16 protein-coding genes are annotated in these 17,593 nt (G+C 66.5%); 6 read left to right on the top strand and 10 right to left on the bottom strand.

Annotation, left to right across the window (positions count from 1 at the left end; all coding sequences use genetic code 11):
- Together uvrA and ABQ271_RS05800 are read right to left on the bottom strand one after the other, a co-directional pair.
- Complete coding sequence (uvrA, locus tag ABQ271_RS05805) at positions 1 to 2,886, bottom strand: excinuclease ABC subunit UvrA (protein ID WP_349310545.1); 2,886 nt, start codon at positions 2,884 to 2,886, stop codon at positions 1 to 3.
- 54 nt (positions 2,887 to 2,940) lie between these two features.
- Positions 2,941 to 3,381 (bottom strand): MarR family transcriptional regulator, encoded by a 441-nt coding sequence (locus ABQ271_RS05800; RefSeq protein WP_349310544.1) that lies wholly within the window; start codon positions 3,379 to 3,381, stop codon positions 2,941 to 2,943.
- Positions 3,382 to 3,421: 40 nt separating this feature from the next.
- On the opposite strand from ABQ271_RS05800, the gene ABQ271_RS05795 reads away from it, so the two are divergent.
- The gene (locus ABQ271_RS05795) at positions 3,422 to 3,658 is read left to right on the top strand and encodes a hypothetical protein (protein WP_349310543.1); all 237 of its coding nucleotides are present in this window, start codon (positions 3,422 to 3,424) and stop codon (positions 3,656 to 3,658) included.
- A gap of 13 nt (positions 3,659 to 3,671) precedes the next feature.
- On the opposite strand, the gene uvrB is transcribed toward ABQ271_RS05795, so the two are convergent.
- The 6 genes from uvrB to ABQ271_RS05765 all read right to left on the bottom strand — a co-directional run bounded on the left by uvrB (position 3,672) and on the right by ABQ271_RS05765 (position 11,313).
- Positions 3,672 to 5,753 (bottom strand): excinuclease ABC subunit UvrB, encoded by a 2,082-nt coding sequence (gene uvrB / locus ABQ271_RS05790; protein WP_349310542.1) that lies wholly within the window; start codon positions 5,751 to 5,753, stop codon positions 3,672 to 3,674.
- 60 nt (positions 5,754 to 5,813) lie between these two features.
- Positions 5,814 to 6,410 carry a dephospho-CoA kinase gene (gene coaE, locus ABQ271_RS05785; protein ID WP_349310541.1) on the bottom strand — a complete coding sequence of 199 codons (597 nt, stop codon included), beginning with the start codon at positions 6,408 to 6,410 and terminating at the stop codon, positions 5,814 to 5,816.
- 23 nt (positions 6,411 to 6,433) lie between these two features.
- The gene (locus ABQ271_RS05780) at positions 6,434 to 7,624 is read right to left on the bottom strand and encodes a diguanylate cyclase (protein ID WP_349310540.1); all 1,191 of its coding nucleotides are present in this window, start codon (positions 7,622 to 7,624) and stop codon (positions 6,434 to 6,436) included.
- Positions 7,621 to 9,270: an ATP-binding protein gene (locus ABQ271_RS05775; protein WP_349310539.1), complete on the bottom strand. Its 1,650-nt coding sequence runs from the start codon at positions 9,268 to 9,270 to the stop codon at positions 7,621 to 7,623. The genes ABQ271_RS05780 and ABQ271_RS05775 overlap by 4 nt, the downstream gene beginning before the upstream one ends.
- Before the next feature lie 162 nt (positions 9,271 to 9,432).
- Positions 9,433 to 10,884 (bottom strand): 30S ribosomal protein S1, encoded by a 1,452-nt coding sequence (gene rpsA, locus ABQ271_RS05770; protein WP_349310538.1) that lies wholly within the window; start codon positions 10,882 to 10,884, stop codon positions 9,433 to 9,435.
- Between the two features lie 147 nt (positions 10,885 to 11,031).
- Positions 11,032 to 11,313 (bottom strand): YchJ family metal-binding protein, encoded by a 282-nt coding sequence (locus ABQ271_RS05765; RefSeq protein WP_349310859.1) that lies wholly within the window; start codon positions 11,311 to 11,313, stop codon positions 11,032 to 11,034.
- 230 nt (positions 11,314 to 11,543) lie between these two features.
- On the opposite strand from ABQ271_RS05765, the gene ABQ271_RS05760 reads away from it, so the two are divergent.
- The 3 genes from ABQ271_RS05760 to ABQ271_RS05750 all read left to right on the top strand — a co-directional run bounded on the left by ABQ271_RS05760 (position 11,544) and on the right by ABQ271_RS05750 (position 13,913).
- Entirely contained in the window at positions 11,544 to 12,086 is a 543-nt protein-coding gene (locus tag ABQ271_RS05760; RefSeq protein ID WP_349310537.1) for a hypothetical protein, read from the top strand.
- Positions 12,087 to 12,313: 227 nt separating this feature from the next.
- On the top strand, positions 12,314 to 12,979 hold the full coding sequence (locus tag ABQ271_RS05755) for a hypothetical protein (protein ID WP_349310536.1): 666 nt from the start codon (positions 12,314 to 12,316) through the stop codon (positions 12,977 to 12,979).
- A 16-nt stretch (positions 12,980 to 12,995) separates the two neighbouring features.
- Positions 12,996 to 13,913: a 5'-3' exonuclease gene (locus ABQ271_RS05750; protein WP_349310535.1), complete on the top strand. Its 918-nt coding sequence runs from the start codon at positions 12,996 to 12,998 to the stop codon at positions 13,911 to 13,913.
- A gap of 4 nt (positions 13,914 to 13,917) precedes the next feature.
- Here the strand turns inward: ABQ271_RS05750 and ABQ271_RS05745 are convergent, their stop codons facing one another.
- Together ABQ271_RS05745 and trpD are read right to left on the bottom strand one after the other, a co-directional pair.
- A complete protein-coding gene (locus ABQ271_RS05745) occupies positions 13,918 to 14,910 on the bottom strand; it encodes a PHP domain-containing protein (protein ID WP_349310534.1) in 993 nt (330 codons plus the stop codon).
- A gap of 6 nt (positions 14,911 to 14,916) precedes the next feature.
- Positions 14,917 to 15,969 carry an anthranilate phosphoribosyltransferase gene (trpD, locus tag ABQ271_RS05740; protein WP_349310533.1) on the bottom strand — a complete coding sequence of 351 codons (1,053 nt, stop codon included), beginning with the start codon at positions 15,967 to 15,969 and terminating at the stop codon, positions 14,917 to 14,919.
- Between the two features lie 122 nt (positions 15,970 to 16,091).
- Here trpD and ABQ271_RS05735 point away from each other — a divergent pair, with 122 nt between their 5' ends.
- The gene (locus tag ABQ271_RS05735; protein WP_349310532.1) at positions 16,092 to 16,736 is read left to right on the top strand and encodes a heme-copper oxidase subunit III; all 645 of its coding nucleotides are present in this window, start codon (positions 16,092 to 16,094) and stop codon (positions 16,734 to 16,736) included.
- A gap of 24 nt (positions 16,737 to 16,760) precedes the next feature.
- Positions 16,761 to 17,561, top strand: coding sequence for a cytochrome c (locus ABQ271_RS05730; protein ID WP_349310531.1), 801 nt, complete (start codon positions 16,761 to 16,763; stop codon positions 17,559 to 17,561).
- Positions 17,562 to 17,593: the final 32 nt, after the last annotated feature.

Raw genomic sequence — 17,593 nt, 5'->3', positions numbered from 1 at the left:
TCAGCCCGCCTTGCGCGCGGGCGCCACATCCAGGAGCTCGGCGAGGAACTGCCCCGTGTGGCTTTCGGGCACCGCAGCGACCTGCTCCGGTGTGCCGGTCGCGACGATCGTGCCGCCGCCGGAGCCTCCTTCCGGACCCAGGTCGATGACCCAATCGGAGGATTTGATCACATCGAGGTTGTGTTCGATGACGAGCACCGAGTTCCCCTTGTCGACCAGGCTGTTGAGGACTTCGAGGAGCCGCTGGACGTCTTCGAAGTGGAGACCCGTCGTCGGCTCGTCGAGGACGTAGATCGTCCGGCCGTTGGAGCGTCGCTGCAGTTCCGTCGCGAGCTTGACGCGCTGCGCCTCGCCGCCCGAGAGCGTGGTCGCAGACTGCCCCAGCCGGACGTAGCCGAGACCGACGTCCACGAGCGTCTTGAGATATCGGTGGATCGCCTGAATGGGCTCGAAGAAGTCCGCCGCCTCGGAGATCGGCATGTTCAGGACCTCGGCGATGTTCTTGCCCTTGTAGTGCACGGTCAGCGTGTCGCGGTTGTAGCGCTGGCCGTGGCACACCTCGCAGTCGACGTACACGTCGGGCAGGAAGTTCATCTCGATCTTGATGGTGCCGTCACCCGAGCACGCCTCGCAGCGACCGCCCTTGACGTTGAAGCTGAATCGACCCGGCTGGTAGCCGCGCGCCTTCGCCTCATTGGTCTCTGCGAACAGCGATCGGATGCGGTCGAACACGCCCGTGTAGGTGGCGGGGTTCGAGCGCGGCGTCCGCCCGATGGGTGCCTGATCGACGTGCACGACCTTGTCGAGGTGCTCGAGTCCCGTGATGCGCGTGTGCTTGCCGGCCACGCGACGGGCGCCGTTGAGCTTGGTCGCCAGGACTTCGTACAGGATCCCGTTGACGAGCGAAGACTTGCCCGAACCGCTCACGCCCGTGACGGCGGTGAGGACGCCCAGCGGGAAGTCGACGGTCACGTTCTGGAGGTTGTTGGCCCGCGCGCCGACGACCCGCAACTGCCGACTCTTGTCGATCTTGCGGCGCTTCTTCGGCATCGCGATCGCACGCCGCCCACTCAGGTAGGCGCCCGTGATGGACTCCTCGTCGGTCAGCAGCAGGTCGACGGGACCGGAATGGACGACGTTGCCGCCTTCGACCCCCGCACGGGGCCCGATATCGACGACCCAGTCGGCGGCGTGAATGGTCTCCTCGTCGTGCTCTACGACGACGAGTGTGTTGCCGAGGCTCTTCAGGCGGACGAGCGTCTCGATGAGCCGGCGGTTGTCGCGCTGGTGAAGTCCGATCGACGGCTCGTCGAGCACGTAGAGAACTCCGGTCAGACCGGAGCCGATCTGCGTCGCGAGTCGGATTCGCTGCGCCTCACCGCCCGACAATGATCCGGCCGCGCGACTCAGGCTCAGGTAGTTGAGTCCGACCTGGATGAGGAAGTCGAGGCGGGCGCGGATCTCGCGCAGCACGGCTGCCGCGATCTGCGCCTCGCGGTCGGTGAGCGACAGGTCGGCGAAGAACTCCTGCGCTTCGCCGAGGCTCAGGCGGGAGGCATCCGCGATGGAGTGTCCGTGGACGAGAACCGACAGCACTTCCGGCTTCAGCCGGTCACCGTTGCAGACAGGACACGGGACCTCGCGGAGGAACTCAGCCCAGCGCTGGCGCTGCGTATCGGTCTCTGCCTGAGTGAACTGACGCTCGATGTACGGGATGACCCCCTCGAAGCCCGAGGCGTAGCGCATTTCGCGGCCGTAGCGGTTCTTCCACTTGACGGTGACTTTGTAGTTCTCGCCGGAGAGGACCGCGTCCTGGATGTCGGCGGGGAGCTTCTTCCAGGGCGTGTCGAGAGAGAAGCCCAAATCATCGGCGAGTCCGATGAGCAGGCGCTCGTAGTACTGGAACAACCCCTTGCCCTGGGTGGTCCACGGCACAATGACGCCCTCGGCGATCGAGAGCTCTTCGTCGCCGAGGAGAAGCTCGGTATCGACGGACATGCGCGTGCCGAGACCGGAACACGCGGGGCACGCACCGAACGGCGCGTTGAACGAGAAGGTGCGCGGCTCGATCTCGGTGAGCTGGAGCGCGTGTCCGTTCGGGCAGGCGAGCTTCTCGCTGTAGCTCTGCCAGGCGTCGTCTCCCTCTCCGTCGACGAAGTTGATCTGCAGGGTACCGCCGGCCAGGCCCAAAGCCGTCTCAACGGAGTCGGTGACACGGCTCAGGATGTCGGGGCTCGCGACGAGGCGGTCGACGACCACGGCGATGTCGTGCTTGTAGCTCTTCTTCAGTGTCGGCGGCTCAGCGAGCTGGATGGTCTCGCCGTCGACGATCGCGCGCGCATAACCCTTCGCGGAGAGCTCTTTGAAGAGGTCGACGAACTCGCCCTTCTTCTGAGAGACAACGGGCGCGACAACCTGATAGCGGGTGCGCTCCGGGAGCTCCATCAGCTGGTCGGCGATCTGCTGCACCGTCTGGCGCTGGATGCGCTCGCCGCACTCGGGACAGTGCGGCACCCCCACGCGCGCCCAGAGCAAGCGCATGTAGTCGTTGATCTCGGTGATCGTGCCGACCGTCGAGCGCGGGTTGCGGTTGGTCGACTTCTGATCGATCGACACCGCCGGGCTGAGTCCCTCGATGAAGTCGACGTCAGGACGGTCGACCTGCCCGAGGAATTGGCGCGCGTAGGAGCTGAGGGACTCGATGTATCGGCGCTGTCCCTCGGCGAAGATCGTGTCGAACGCGAGGCTGGACTTGCCCGAACCGGAAAGTCCGGTGAAGACGACGAGCGAGTCGCGCGGGATCTCGAGGTCGACGTTCTTCAAGTTGTGGACGCGAGCGCCGCGGACACTGAGTTTGGAGGCGTGGGGAACGGGGACGATGGGCACCGGTCAATCCTAGGTTGGGCCACCGACATGGGCTCCGGGCTTCGCTCCCCGCGATCAGTCCGCGCGCGTGTCGCGACCGCCGGCGAAGGGCTGGAGGCCGTCCCGCAGCCGTTCGACATCCGCGACGCCGAGGCCGACCCGTTCCATGATCTGGCGCGGGACATCCAGTGCACGCTCTCTCAGAGCACGCCCTTCCGGCGTCAGCTCGATGTCGAGGACCCGCTCGTCGGCGGCCCGGCGACGGCGGATCAGACGTCCCTGCGTTTCGAGCCGCTTGATCGTCGGGGAAAGGCTGGCGGGCTCGACAGCGAGCGTCGCGGCGAGCTCGGAAAGCGACTGCGGCGCCCTCTCCCACAGCGCGAGCATCACGAGGTATTGAGGGTGCGTGAGCCCGAGCGGCTCGAGGACGGGCCGATAGATCGAGACGACATTCCGCGCCGCGGTCACGATCGCGAAGCAGAGTTGGCTTTCCAGCTTCAGAGCGTCATCGTCCATCAAGGTCCTCATCCCTCTAATAGTTAGTACACTAATCAGTATGGATGAGGAACGGGAATCTCGGCCGCCGCTCCGCCAGCGGATTCGCGCGGCAGGTGGCTTCTACGCGTGGTGGAACAACCGCCTCATCCGATACGCCGGTCCCGCCTCGGTCGGTCCTTACGAGACCGAACCAGAACCGATCCGCACGGAGCGCGCCTGCCCACTCTGCGGCAACCCCATGTCGCAGCACACCTTCGACCGGACGGGCGAGCGCCCGCTCATCCACTGCCCATGACAGGGGCGCCTGATCAGGCGTGGCCGGCTCGCTCCATCGCCCGCAGCTCCTTCTTCAGGTCCTGAACCTCGTCGCGAAGTCGCCCCGCGAGCTCGAACTTGAGTTCGTCTGCCGCCGCGAGCATCTGACGCGTGAGGTCCTCGATCGTCGCCTCGAGCTGGTTCGCCCCCTCAGCCGCGATCCCCTCTCGCCGCAGCTGCGGGGTGGGGCTCTTGCCCTTGCCCGACTTGTTCTTGCCCTTGCTGCGACTGTCCATCATGTCGCGGGTGTCGCTCGCCTCGCGTGCGAGAGCATCGGTGATGTCGGCGATCTTCTTGCGCAGCGGTTGCGGATCGATGCCGTGCTCGAGGTTGTAAGCAACCTGCTTCTCGCGTCTGCGGTCGGTCTCTTCGATCGCGGCGGCCATCGAGTCGGTGATCCGATCGGCGTACATGTGGACCTCACCCGAGACGTTGCGAGCCGCGCGGCCGATCGTCTGGATCAGAGACGTTCCGGAACGGAGGAATCCCTCCTTGTCGGCATCCAGGATCGCCACGAGTGACACCTCGGGGAGGTCGAGACCTTCGCGGAGCAGGTTGATGCCGACGAGCACGTCGTAGACACCCTGGCGCAGCTCGGTGAGCAGCTCCACGCGGCGGAGCGTGTCGACGTCCGAATGCAGGTACCGCACCCGCACCCCGTGCTCGCCGAGGAAGTCGGTGAGTTCCTCAGCCATCTTCTTCGTGAGCGTCGTCACGAGAACACGCTCATCGCGCTCGACCCGGAGGCGGATCTCCTCGAGCAAGTCGTCGATCTGGCCCTTCGACGGCTTCACGATGATCTCGGGATCGACGAGACCCGTCGGGCGGATGATCTGCTCGACGATCCCGTCGGCGATGCCCATCTCGTAACGACCGGGCGTGGCCGACAGGTAGACGGTCTGCCCGATCCGCTGCTTGAACTCGTCGAAGCGGAGCGGACGGTTGTCCATCGCGCTCGGGAGCCGGAACCCGTGGTCGACGAGCGTGCGCTTGCGGGAGGCATCCCCCTCGTACATCGCGCCGATCTGCGGCACGGTGACGTGCGATTCGTCGATGACCAGCAGGAAGTCATCGGGGAAGAAGTCGAGCAGAGTGTGGGGCGCTTCGCCCGGCATCCGTCCGTCCATGTGGCGGGAGTAGTTCTCGATGCCCGAACAGAACCCGAGCTGCTGGAGCATCTCGAGATCGAAGCTCGTCCGCATACGCAGGCGCTGCGCTTCGAGGAGCTTGCCCTGCGACTCGAACTCCTTGAGACGTTCCTCGAGTTCGTGCTCGATCGTCCCGATGGCGCGCTGCACCGTATCGGTGCCGGCGACGTAGTGGGATGCCGGGAAGATCGGCACGCTCTCGAGCTTCTGGACGATATCGCCCGTGAGCGGATGCAGCATGTACAGCGCTTCGATCTCGTCGCCGAACAGCTCGATGCGAACGGCGTACTCCTCGTACACCGGAATGATCTCGATCGTGTCGCCGCGCACGCGGAAGTTGCCGCGCGAGAAGTCGACGTCGTTGCGGTTGTACTGCATCGCGATGAACTTGCGAATGAGGGCGTCGCGGTCGTACCGCTCCCCCACCTGCAGGGCCACCATCGCCCGGAGATACTCCTCCGGCGCCCCGAGGCCGTAGATGCACGACACCGTCGACACGACGACGACGTCGCGACGGCTGAGGAGCGAGTTCGTGGTCGAGTGGCGGAGGCGTTCGACCTCGGCGTTGATCGACGAGTCCTTCTCGATGAAGGTGTCCGTCTGCGGGACGTACGCCTCGGGCTGGTAGTAGTCGTAGTAGCTCACGAAGTACTCGACCGCGTTGTTCGGCATCAGGTCGCGGAACTCGTTCGCCAGCTGGGCCGCGAGGGTCTTGTTGTGCGCGAGCACGAGCGTCGGACGCTGCACCTGCTCGATCAGCCAAGCCGTGGTCGCGGACTTGCCGGTACCCGTGGCACCGAGGAGAACGACGTCCGTCTCGCCCGCATTGATACGGCCGGCGAGCTGTGCGATCGCCTGGGGCTGGTCACCACTCGGGACGTACTCGCTGACGACCTCGAACGGCCGGACGGATCGCGTGGTCTGCATGCTTCCAGCGTAGGGCGGGCCTCCGACACCGGCTCCGACGTTCGCCCTCGGCGTGGGATGTCAGGCGGTGAGCCGAGCCCAGAGCGCGTCGGTCTGCGCGAGAGTGTCGGCGATGTCGCCGGCGGTGTCGATGACGACGTCGGCGATCGCCAAGCGCCGCTCGTCGTCCACCTGGGCCGACATCCGAGCGTCCGCGTCGGCCGGCGCCATCCCTCGCAGCGTCACGAGTCGCTCGCGACGAAGCGCGGCCGGTGCGTGAGCGACGACGATCAGCTCCCAGGGGTCTTCCGCACGCGCTTCCAGCAGCAGCGGGACGTCGTAGACGACAACCGCCTCCGCATCCGCCTCGAAGGCCGCGCGGAAGCGGCGCGCGGACTCCTCGCGAACTGCCGGGTGGACGATCGCGTTGAGGCGGCCCACGGCATCCGGATCACCGAAGACGCGGGATGCGAGCCCGGCGCGGTCGAGCTCGCCGGCGGGGGTCAGCACGTCCTGTCCGAACTCTGCCGCGATCGCGGCCAGGACAGGCGAGCCGGGTTGCTGCACCTCGCGCACGAGGCCGTCCGCGTCGACCACGACGGCACCGTGTTCTGCCAGGCGCCGGGCGATGGTGGACTTCCCCGACGCGATTCCGCCGGTCAGTGCGATGAGAGGCATTCCTCGAGAATGCCACGCTCCGGTCAGGTCAGGTGGGACCGCGCCTCATCGAGACCTCCGAAGAGAACGGATGCCTCGAGGCTCCGCGACGCGCGGATGGCCGCTCCGCGTGCGGACTCCATGAGCAGACCGGTGTCGTAACCGACGGTCTCCGTCAGCGCGACCCCGACGCCCACGACGGGAAGCAGCCCAGTCGGGTTCCCCGCGAGGTCGTCGATGCAGCCGCGGTAGATGACCGCACCCTGTCGGCGCGCGTCCGCAGCGGTACTGGCGACACCGCATACCGCGAGGGTCGCGTCCCCGTCCTCCCCCACGAAGGCGGATGCCGGGGCGTGACGGCGCACGGATCGGCGCCATTGGGCGGCGAGTTCGTCTGCGGCATCCGACCCGAAGGCGGCAGCCATCTCGTCGAGCCCGTCGACGTGGACGATGATCACGCTGACGAGTTCGCGGCGCCACCCGGCGCGCTCCGCCATATCCCCGAGGGCGTCGCGGTAGGTCCTGGCGAGCATGACGCCGTCGGCTGCGACGCCGTTCTCACTCAGCCACTCGTAACGCTGGGTCGCACTCTTCGTGGCGCGGAGGATCGACGTGACGACCACGGCGACCATCGTCAGCACGACGGTCGCGATGTTGGCGGAGATGGAGCCGAACCAGGTGACGAAGAACGGTTCGTCGGGCCCGCCGCCGACGATGAAGACGCCGAGCCGGGCGACGTAGTACACCGCGGCCGCGAACAGGACGCCGCTCAGCAGGCGTGCGTTGCCCATGCGGCCCATGGGCCGGCGCGTCGCCTCCCATCCCCCGGCGAGGAAGAAGAAGACGATGTGTGCGGCCATGACCGTCCATCCGCCCCACGCGCCCTCGATCGGGACACGGATGACGGCGGCAAGGAACGTCGTCACCGCGAGCACCGCGACGACGATGGACTGCCAGACGATAGGGCGGTCGTTGAAACGCCGGTTGCCGAGCCACATGAATGCCGGGGTCATGACGAAGGCGGCATTGCCGATCGCGATACTCACTTCCGCGCCTATGCCCGCTGCCCACGAGATGTAGGCGAAGGTGGTCACCGTCCCGCAGAGGTAGGCAACTGCCCAGAGTCTGCCCGCGCCGGCATCCCGGCGACGGAGCGTCTCGATCACGAAGATCGCGGTGGCGACGAACGCGACGATCGCGCTCATGACCGTCACGGAGAAGAGATCAAGGCTCATGGCGCGTCCTCGGACGATTCGGGCACGGCGGTGGCATGTGCGGGCAGGCGGACCATGAACGTCGTGCCCGTTCCCTTCGTGGACGTCACCGTGATATCGCCGCCGTGGGCTCGGACGATCTCTCGGCTGATCGCCAGTCCCAAGCCCGTCCCGGCGACTCCGGATTCTGCGCGGAAGAACCGCTCGAACAGCCGTTCCTGATCCTCCGGCGTCAGCCCGATCCCCGTGTCGCGGACGAGGAACCACGACACGTCACCGTCCGTCGAACTGCTCAGCACGATGGCTCCGCCGTCGCGGTTGAACTTGATGGCGTTACTGATCAGATTGTCGACGACCTGACGGATGCGGGCCGGATCGATGAAGGCAGGGGTGTCGTCCACATCGCTCGTATCGACGCGTATCGCCCGCTCTTTCGCGACCGGGGCGAGATCGGATGCCGCGGCCCGGACGACCGATCCCACGTCATGGATCACCGGCGACACCGTCACCTCTGCTGACATCCGTGAGGCGGTGGATGCGGCGAGGATCCCGGACACGATGCTGAGGAGGCGCTCGCTGTTGCGGTACGCGACGTCGACCTGCCGACGCACCGAATCCGGGACGTCCTCCGTGTCGAGCACGAGCTCGAGGTATCCGATGATCGAGGTCAGCGGAGTGCGCAGCTCGTGGGAGACCGAGGCGACGAGGCTGTCGCGCGCTTTGAGCGCGGTCCGCTCGTCAGTGACGTCGCGCGCGACGAGGACGACGCCTGCGGGGTTGCCGTCGGCATCCCTCATCCGCCGGGCGGTGAGGCTGAGCGCGGCACGGCGCGAATCCGAGACGGCGTACCAGAGGACGACGTCGCTGAAGCTCTCTCCTCGGATGATGCGCGAAAGGGGTCGGTCTTCTGCCGCCAGTGGGGTCTCTCCGTCGGCGGCGAAGATCTGCTCCCCGCCGTCGACTCGCCCGAATCCCGGGATGCGCTGCTGGAAACGACCGAGCGCGTCGTTGACGAAGGTGATCTCACCGTCCGCGCCGACCCGGAGGACACCGAAGTCGACGGTGTCGAGGACCTCAGTCAGAAGTTGCTCCTGCCGGCTCGCGTATCGCAGAGCGGCAGTCAGACGCTCCGCTTGGCGGTCGAGCAGGGCGCGCTGAGCAAGGAAACGTCGCGTGGCGTTGTACGTGGATGCGCCGATGGCGATGACGACCGCGGGGAGAACGATCACGGCCCACGTGAGTTGGAACTCCGGCACGAAGAGGAGGGCGATCCAATACGCGCTGATCGAACCGACGCATGCCGCCACGAACCCCAGCCGCCCCATGGACGACAGCCACATCGTCGGGAACGCCCATAAGAGCCCGATCCCCGGTACGTCAGATGTCCGCATGAGACCGATGGCGACGATGTCGAGGAGGGGGATGACGGCCACCCACGAGGGGTGGAGGCGGGACCAGGGAACCGCGAGGCTGGCCACGGCCGCCACGACGACGATCACTGCACCCGGCGCGAACTGCGGCGCCCCCGCCAGCCAGCCGCTGGGAATTCCAGAGAGGAAGATGGCGGCGACGATGCCCGTCAGGAGGAGCTGGTTGTTGGCGGCGACACGGTCGCGAAGCTCTGTCAGCGGGAGCTGCCGACGGGGCGCGTCGAAGAACCGATGCATCCGCACCCCCGTCCGTGGCGGCGGTGATCGATCTGCAGTCGATCCCTCGTGCTCTTGCGTCACACCTGCACGTTACCGGGCGCCGGGCGGGACGGGATACGTCCAGGAACGACCGAGGGGCCGGAGCACATGGCTCCGACCCCTCGATTCAGGTGTTGTCGATCAGCGACCGGACAGCTTCTCACGCAGAGCAGCCAGCGCCTCGTCGTCGGCGAGGGTACCCGCGCCGCTCGCGACCTCGGACGAGAAGGACGACGAGCCCGAGTCGGCCGGAGCGGCAGCCTCGGCCTCGAGGGCCTTGGCGACGGCAGCCTTGTGGGCTTCCCAGCGACCCTGAGCTGCGGCGTACTCGGCCTCCCAGGCAAGGCGGGCCTCGTCGAAGCCTTCCTTCCACTGGTTGGTCTCGGAGTCGAAGCCCTCGGGGTACTTGTACTCGCCGTTCTCGTCGTACTCGGTGACCATGCCGTAGAGGGCCGGGTCGAACTCGGTGCCGTTGGGGTCGACCGACTCGTTGGCCTGCTTCAGCGACAGCGAGATGCGACGACGCTCGAGGTCGATGTCGATGATCTTGACGAAGACCTCTTCACCGACGGAAACGACCTGCTCGGCGAGCTCGACGTGCTTGCCGGACAGCTCGGAGATGTGCACGAGACCCTCGATGCCGTCTGCCACGCGGACGAACGCACCGAACGGAACGAGCTTGGTGACCTTGCCCGGAGCGACCTGACCGATCGCGTGGGTGCGGGCGAAGACCTGCCACGGGTCCTCCTGCGTCGCCTTCAGCGACAGGGAGACGCGCTCGCGGTCCAGGTCCACCTCGAGGATCTCGACGGTGACTTCCTGGCCGACCTCGACGACCTCGGATGCGTGCTCGATGTGCTTCCACGAGAGCTCCGAGACGTGGACGAGACCGTCGACGCCACCGAGGTCGACGAACGCACCGAAGTTGACGATCGACGAGACGGTGCCCTTGCGGACCTGGCCCTTGTGGAGGTTGTTGAGGAAGTTCGAGCGCGACTCGGACTGCGTCTGCTCGAGCAGGGCGCGGCGCGAAAGAACGACGTTGTTGCGGTTCTTGTCGAGCTCGAGGATCTTGGCCTCGATCTCCTGGCCGAGGTACGGCGTGAGGTCGCGGACACGACGGAGCTCGATGAGCGACGCGGGGAGGAAGCCACGAAGGCCGATGTCGACGATGAGACCACCCTTGACGACCTCGATCACGGAGCCGGTGACAACACCGTCGTTCTCCTTGATCTTCTCGACGTCGCCCCAGGCACGCTCGTACTGCGCGCGCTTCTTGGACAGGATCAGACGGCCTTCCTTGTCCTCCTTCTGGAGAACGAGGGCCTCAACCTGGTCGCCGACGTTGACGACCTCGTTGGGGTCGACGTCGTGCTTGATCGAGAGCTCGCGCGAGGGGATGACACCCTCGGTCTTGTAGCCGACGTCGAGGAGAACCTCGTCGCGATCGATCTTGACGACGGTGCCCTCGATGAGGTCTCCGTCGTTGAAGAACTTCAGGGTCTTTTCGACCGCGGCCAGGAAGTCCTCAGCAGATCCGATGTCGTTGATGGCGACCTGCTTGGTGGCCGGGGCGGTCGTTGCGTTAGTCATGTAGGGGGTTGTCCTTGGATGGTGTTGTAATCGGGCCCCGGAACTCATCCGCACGAGGACGTGCGGCAGCCGATCGGGGCAGAGTGGTTGGTGGTGCGATGTCGCCCGGGCATGACTCAAGAGCCACGCGTGCGACGCTCCAGAGTATCAGAGGGCGCTGACGTAATACCAGCGACCGGAGTGTCTGACGAATCGACTGTCTTCTTCCAAGGCACCCGTCTCGACTGTCCCGGACTCCAGCCAGTGGGCGCGGAAGCTCACTCGTCCCGAGCGACCGTCCGCGGCGGTCTCCGCGCCGAGAAAGTCGAGCCGGGTCCAGCTGGTCCCGGGGTCGAGTGTCAGGTCGTCGGGCCGGGTCGCGGGGAACCACGTGTCGAGCAGATGCCTCGCGTCACCGAGCGCGAAGGCGGTGTATCTCGACCGCATCAGGTCCTCGGGCGTCTCCGCTGCCCGCCCACCGAGGACTGGTCCGCAGCACGCCCCGAACTCACGTCGCCCACACGGGCAGGGCTCATCGAGCGCGATTCGACGCCCTCGACGAGCGGATGCCGCAGCTCCGAACGACATGATCCCTCCCCACCGCTCCCGAACGACCTCCGCGAGCCTACGCGCTGTGGAGAACCCGCGGATGGGCGGCGTCTCTTCGTTACCGTGGTCGCATGATCGCTCGACGTTCAGCCGTGCTGGTAGCCACGGTCACACTCGCCGCCGTCTTGTCCGCCTGCACACCGGCCGCCGCTCCGACTCCCACCCCCACTCCCACTCCGACAGGCTTCGCGTCGAAGGAGGAAGCCTTCGCCGCGGCGGAGGCCACCTATCGGGCGTATGTGGATGCGTTGAATGAAGTGGATCTGTCGGATCCCGCGACCTTCGAGCCGGTTTATGCGTTGATGTCTGGTGACGCTGTGAACAAAGAGCGGAAAACACTGAGCGAGTACCACGCCGAGAGGTTGACGGTACGAGGCGAATCAAAAATTTCCCGACTTGAGCCGATCGAGTGGTCACCAGACGCAAACCGCGCCCAGCTAGCGAGTTGCGTTGATGTTTCAAAAGTTGACGTTCTCGACTCTTCAGGCAGATCGATTGTCGACGACGAGCGCCCGGACGTCCAAAGTGTCCTCATCACCCTCGATCTAAGTAGACATGCAGCCGCCTTTAAGATCGTCTCGCTCGACGGTCGTGATGGAGAACCTTCGTGTTGAGCGGAGTCCTCTTGGTAGCGCTCGCACTGAGCCCGTTCGCACCGGCGACAACGTCGTCCAGCGAATGCAGCGCCGGCGGGTGGGTCTCAACGTGCGATGCGAAAAATGAGGGCACCTCCGTCGCCATCGGCGCCACCCGAGACGAAACCCGGACCCCCGATCCGCCTTCACGGAACTCGAACGGCGGCGAAGCGCACGGCGGAGGCTCGACGACTGCCCCTCCCCCGGTGCGCGACCCTGACGCGTTCTACCCCGGCAGCCGAACTCGCGAAGAATGGCTTGCGGAGTGTGCGTTCGATCAGGCGTGCGGGGGCGCGACCATCACCCCCGGCGGTGCGCCGTTGCCCGGCACGGAGCAAGCCGAGCAGCAGCCGGCCGAACCCGCACCTGCCCCCGCTGCCCCGGATCCGACCACCGCCACCATCGAGGACGTCGCGGAGTTCGCTCCGGACCCGCCGCAGGTCGTCGGCGAACCAGACGGCATCGGCGTGGTGGGAATGCCGACGAACTTCGTCGTCGACGCGACCGAACACACCGTGACCGGTGACATCTTCGACATCCCCGTGACGGTCCGATTCACCCCCGTCTCCTACGTCTTCGACTACGGCGACGGCACTCGCCGGGAGACGACCAGCCCTGGCACCTCGTGGCAAGACCTCGATGTGCCGCAGTTCACGGCGACCGACACCAGTCACAGCTACGGCGAACCGGGCGAGTACGAGGTCGGCGTGACGATCCGGTATGCGGCGGAGGCCGACGCAGGGGGCGGTTGGTTCCCGATCGCGGGATTGCTCGAGCTCACTGCACCCACCACCGTGATCCGCATCGTCGACGTTGACACCGCGCTCGTCGAACGCACCTGCGCGGAAGACCCGAGCGGCCCCGGGTGCTGAGTGCGAGGATGAGCGCGTGACCGAACGCCTCATGCTGTTGGACTCCGCGAGCGTCTACTTCCGCGCCTTCTACGGCGTTCCCGACACCGTCAAGGCGGCGGACGGCCGTCCCGTGAATGCCGTCCGCGGCTTCCTCGACATGATCGCCAAACTGGTGTCCACGTACGAGCCGACGCACGTGATCGCCTGTTGGGACGACGACTGGCGTCCGCAGTGGCGTGTCGATCTCATCCCGTCTTACAAGACGCACCGCGTCGCCCAGGCGGTCCCTTCCGCGCCAGACATCGAGGAGGTCCCCGACCCTCTCGAGATCCAGGTCCCGGTGATCCGCGAAGCCCTCGGCGCACTCGGCATCCCGATCATCGGCGCGGCCGACCACGAGGCGGATGACGTGATCGGCACGCTGGCATCGACGAACACGATGCCCGTCGACGTCATCACGGGCGACCGCGACCTCTTCCAGTTGGTGGACGACTCCCGCGGCGTCCGCGTCATCTACACCGGTCGGGGCATGAGCAAGCTCGAGGTGCTGACGGATGCCGCCGTCGTGACCAAGTACGGGGTTCTCCCGTCCCAATACGCGGACTTTGCCGCTATGCGAGGGGATGCCTCCGACGGGCTGCCCGGGGTCGCGGGTGTCGGCGAGAAGACGGCGGCGACTCTGCTCGCCGCACACGGTGACCTCGACGGCATCCGGCGGGCCGCTCAGGCTGGCGAAGGAATGAGTTCGGGAGTACAGGCGAAGATCATCGCCGCATCCGAGTACCTCGACGTGGCACCGCGTGTCGTCGAAGTCGTCAGGACCCTCCATCTCCCGGAGGTCGACTCCCGCATCACCCTTCCGGATGACGCAGTGGTGACTCACCTGGCCGAGGCGTGGTCGCTGGGTTCCTCCGCGACGCGCGCGGCCGCGGCTCTGGCCGCTCGGGCCTGACGGCTCAGCGCGTCGCCTTCCATTCGCGCAGGCGGGTCATTGGCCAGGTCGTGATGACGCGATCCGCCGGCACGCCCGCCCGCTCGGCGCGGGCGGCGCCGTGATCGAGGAGCGACAGCTGACCGGGAGCGTGGGCATCGGAATCGACCGAGAAGACACATCCGATCTCGATCGCGAGAGCCAACAGCTCGTCGGGGGGATCCTCGCGCTCCGGGCGCGAGTTGATCTCAACGGCCGTGCCGTACTCCGCGCACGCCTCGAAGACGGCTCGCGCGTCGAACACCGAAGGGGGACGCGTCCCCCGAGCACCCGACACGAGGCGACCGGTGACGTGACCGAGGACATCGACACGAGAGTCGGATGCCGCCGTCACCAGCCGCCGCGTCATCGGCACCCGATCCATGCGCAGAGAGGAGTGGGCTGAGGCGACGACGACGTCCAGGGAGCGTAGAAGCTCATCCTCCTGATCGAGGGAACCATCATCGAGGATGTCGACCTCGATTCCGCTCAGCAGGGTGAACGCCTCGTCGCTGAAGTCCGGGAGGAGCTTCAGCTGCTCGCGGAGTCGCTCGGCCGACAGCCCGTTCGCCACCCGCAGCCGCGGTGAATGATCAGTCAGCGCCAGATACTCGTGACCGAGCGCACGCGCCGCGTCGGCCATCAGCTCGATAGGCGTCAACCCATCCGACCAGTCCGAGTGCGCGTGGAGATCGCCCCGGAGCAGGGTGCGCAGCGCCGACGGCTCCGGTGGGGCGACTCGCTCGCGGAGCTCGGCCAGGTATGTCGGGACGTGTCCCGACAAGGCTTCCGTGATGACGGCGAAGGTGGAATCCCCGATGCCCTTTCGCGCTCGGAGGCGAGACACGTCTTCGCGATCGGCCGGGCTCAATCCGGCAAGGGTCTGCGCAGCCGCTCGGAACGCTTTCGACTTGTACCGCGACGCCCTATCCCGCTCGAGAAGTTCAGCGATCTCGGTGAGGGCGTCGATCGGGTCCATGACGAGTCAGCGTCCGGACGCAGCGACCCAGGCGTCGAGCTTCGACCGCGCGGCACCCGCATCGACCGCCGCAGCGGCCTCTGCATAGGCGTCGGCGAGGCGTTCGACGAACGGCCGTTGGAGCTCTGCGGCATCCCGGAACAACCGATACGAAACGATTCCCGCCGCCGCGTTCAGGAGGACGATGTCGCGGACCGGCCCGGGCTCGCCGTCGAGCACCCGGCGAACGATCTCCGCGTTGTGCTGGGCGTCACCGCCGAGCAGGTCGGCGATCTCTGCGCGGGGAATGCCGAGGTCTCGCGGGTCGAGGTCGTGCTCGCGCACGTCGCCGCGACTGACCTCCCAGACCCGACTGTGGCCGGTGGTCGTGAGCTCGTCCATCCCGTCGTCACCGCGGAACACGAGCGCCGTCGCACCGCGTGTCTGGAACACCCCCGTGATGAGCGGGACGCGGTCCAGGTGCGCGACGCCGACAGCGTTCGCCTCGGCGCGCGCCGGGTTGCAGAGGGGACCCAGGAAGTTGAACACCGTCGGGATCCCGAGCTCCGCCCGCGTAGGACCCGCATGCCGGAACCCGGGGTGGAATGCCGACGCGAACGCGAAGGTGATCCCGACCTCCTCGAGCACCTCGGCGACGCGTTCGGGCGCCTGGGTGAGGTCGACGCCGAGGGCGGCGAGAACATCGGATGAACCCGACTTCGAGCTGGAGGCGCGGTTGCCGTGTTTGACGACGGGGATGCCGGTGGCCGCCACGATGACCGAGGCGGTCGTCGACACGTTCACGGTCCCGTAACGATCGCCGCCCGTCCCAACGATATCGAGGACGTCAGCGGGCACGGGAAGAGGGACCGCGGCCTCCAGAATCGCATCGCGGAAGCCGACGATCTCGTCGACCGTCTCGCCCTTCGCTCGCAGAGCGACGAGGAAGCCGGCCAGCTGCGCCGGTGTCGCTTCCCCCCGCATCACCTGGCGCATCGCCCACGTCGACTCGGACACGCTGAGGTTCTTCCCCTCGAGCACCGTGGTGAGAATCTCGGGCCAGGAGTACATGTCCGCCATGACCCCTGATCCTACTCAGCACTCTGGTAGGCGACTCCCGGCGGACCCATCGACACCGCCGACCCCGCGGAAAGACAGAAGTACCTTCAGGAATGCGAAACCCTCCCCCAACATCGGCCATAATGGGGAGCGTGACGACGACTCCCGCGACATACAACCAGGCACTGCGTTCGGTGAAACGACCGGACCCCGTGGCTGTCGGCACGATCGTGTGGCTGGGCAGCGAGGTCATGTTCTTCGCAGGCCTCTTCGCGATCTACTTCACGATCCGCAACACCTCGCCGGAGTTGTGGGCCGGACGGACCGAACTGCTGAACATCCCGTTCGCCGCGGTCAACACGCTCATCCTCGTGCTGTCATCCTTCACCGCGCAGGCCGGCGTCTTCGCAGCCGAGCGCTTCCAGCCCTACCGTCGCGGGTCCTTCTGGAACTTCCGCCAGTGGGGCATGGTCGAGTGGTTCTACCTCACGTTCATCATGGGCGCGGTGTTCGTGTCCGGTCAGGTGTGGGAGTACGCCACCCTGGTCGCGGAGGGCATGCCCATCAGTGCCGACTCCTATGCGTCGGCCTTCTACATCACGACCGGCTTCCACGCCCTCCACGTGACGGGTGGCCTCGTCGCCTTCCTGCTCATCATCGGACGTGCCTTCGCCGTCAAGAACTTCGGCCGTAAAGAAATGACCTCCGCGATCGTCGTGTCCTACTACTGGCACTTCGTCGACGTCGTGTGGATCATCCTCTTCGCCGTCATCTACTTCATCCGGTAATACAGAGCGGAGCTGAGTTCCTCAATGGCATCCAAGACCCCGCGTCGGCAGGCTGGCCGTCGCAGCAAGTGGGCGGCCGCCGCTCTCATCGGCGTCGGCCTGCTGCTCACGGGTGGCATCTACGCCGGCGCATCCGCGGCAATGGCGTCGACATCGCCCACCGACACCGCCTCCACACTGACCGTCGAAGACGGTAAGAAGCTGTTCCAGGCGAACTGTGCGACCTGCCACGGCCTCGACCTCGAGGGCACCGCAGATGGTCCTTCGCTCTATGGCGTCGGCGAACTGTCCGTCGAGTTCCAGGTGTCGACGGGTCGCATGCCCCTGCAGGCGCAGGGCCCCCAGGCTCCGCAGAAGACGCCGCAGTTCACGGAGGACCAGATCAAGGCGATGGCCTCGTGGGTGCAGTCCGTTGCGCCGGGTCCGACATACCCCGACGAGGAGATCCTCGACGGAGGCGGCAACCTCACGGAGGGTGCGGAGCTGTTCCGTGTCAACTGCGCGATGTGCCACAACGTCGCAGCCGCGGGCGGCGCCCTGACCGAAGGCAAGTACGCGCCTGCCCTCACGAAGACGAGCCCGCTGCACATCTACGCAGCGATGGTCACCGGCCCGCAGAACATGCCGGTCTTCAACAACATGACCATCACGCCCGACGAGAAGCGCGACATCATCTCGTCGCTCATGTACCTCCAGAAGAGCGAACCCGTCGGTGGGTTCACGCTCGGGTCGCTCGGGCCCGTGTCCGAGGGTCTGTTCATCTGGATCTTCGGCATCGGCACGCTGATCGGCATCTCGGTGTGGATCACCGCGAAGTCCAACTGACCCCCACTGACGTAAAGAATTTTTAGGCGAGG

This window comes from Microbacterium sp. MM2322, from assembly GCF_964186585.1.
Lineage (GTDB): Bacteria > Actinomycetota > Actinomycetes > Actinomycetales > Microbacteriaceae > Microbacterium.
The sequence above is the reverse complement of the archived record's forward strand: the minus strand, read 5'-3'. Positions and strand labels throughout refer to the sequence as shown.

Coding starts and splice junctions, on each gene's coding strand:
- ABQ271_RS05800 (WP_349310544.1), bottom strand. CDS start 3,381: ATGGACGATGACGCTCTGAAGCTGGAAAGCCAACTCTGCTTCGCGATC.
- ABQ271_RS05795 (WP_349310543.1), top strand. CDS start 3,422: ATGGATGAGGAACGGGAATCTCGGCCGCCGCTCCGCCAGCGGATTCGC.
- uvrB (WP_349310542.1), bottom strand. CDS start 5,753: ATGCAGACCACGCGATCCGTCCGGCCGTTCGAGGTCGTCAGCGAGTAC.
- coaE (WP_349310541.1), bottom strand. CDS start 6,410: ATGCCTCTCATCGCACTGACCGGCGGAATCGCGTCGGGGAAGTCCACC.
- ABQ271_RS05780 (WP_349310540.1), bottom strand. CDS start 7,624: ATGAGCCTTGATCTCTTCTCCGTGACGGTCATGAGCGCGATCGTCGCG.
- ABQ271_RS05775 (WP_349310539.1), bottom strand. CDS start 9,270: ATGCATCGGTTCTTCGACGCGCCCCGTCGGCAGCTCCCGCTGACAGAG.
- rpsA (WP_349310538.1), bottom strand. CDS start 10,884: ATGACTAACGCAACGACCGCCCCGGCCACCAAGCAGGTCGCCATCAAC.
- ABQ271_RS05760 (WP_349310537.1), top strand. CDS start 11,544: ATGATCGCTCGACGTTCAGCCGTGCTGGTAGCCACGGTCACACTCGCC.
- ABQ271_RS05745 (WP_349310534.1), bottom strand. CDS start 14,910: ATGGACCCGATCGACGCCCTCACCGAGATCGCTGAACTTCTCGAGCGG.
- trpD (WP_349310533.1), bottom strand. CDS start 15,969: ATGGCGGACATGTACTCCTGGCCCGAGATTCTCACCACGGTGCTCGAG.
- ABQ271_RS05735 (WP_349310532.1), top strand. CDS start 16,092: ATGGGGAGCGTGACGACGACTCCCGCGACATACAACCAGGCACTGCGT.
- ABQ271_RS05730 (WP_349310531.1), top strand. CDS start 16,761: ATGGCATCCAAGACCCCGCGTCGGCAGGCTGGCCGTCGCAGCAAGTGG.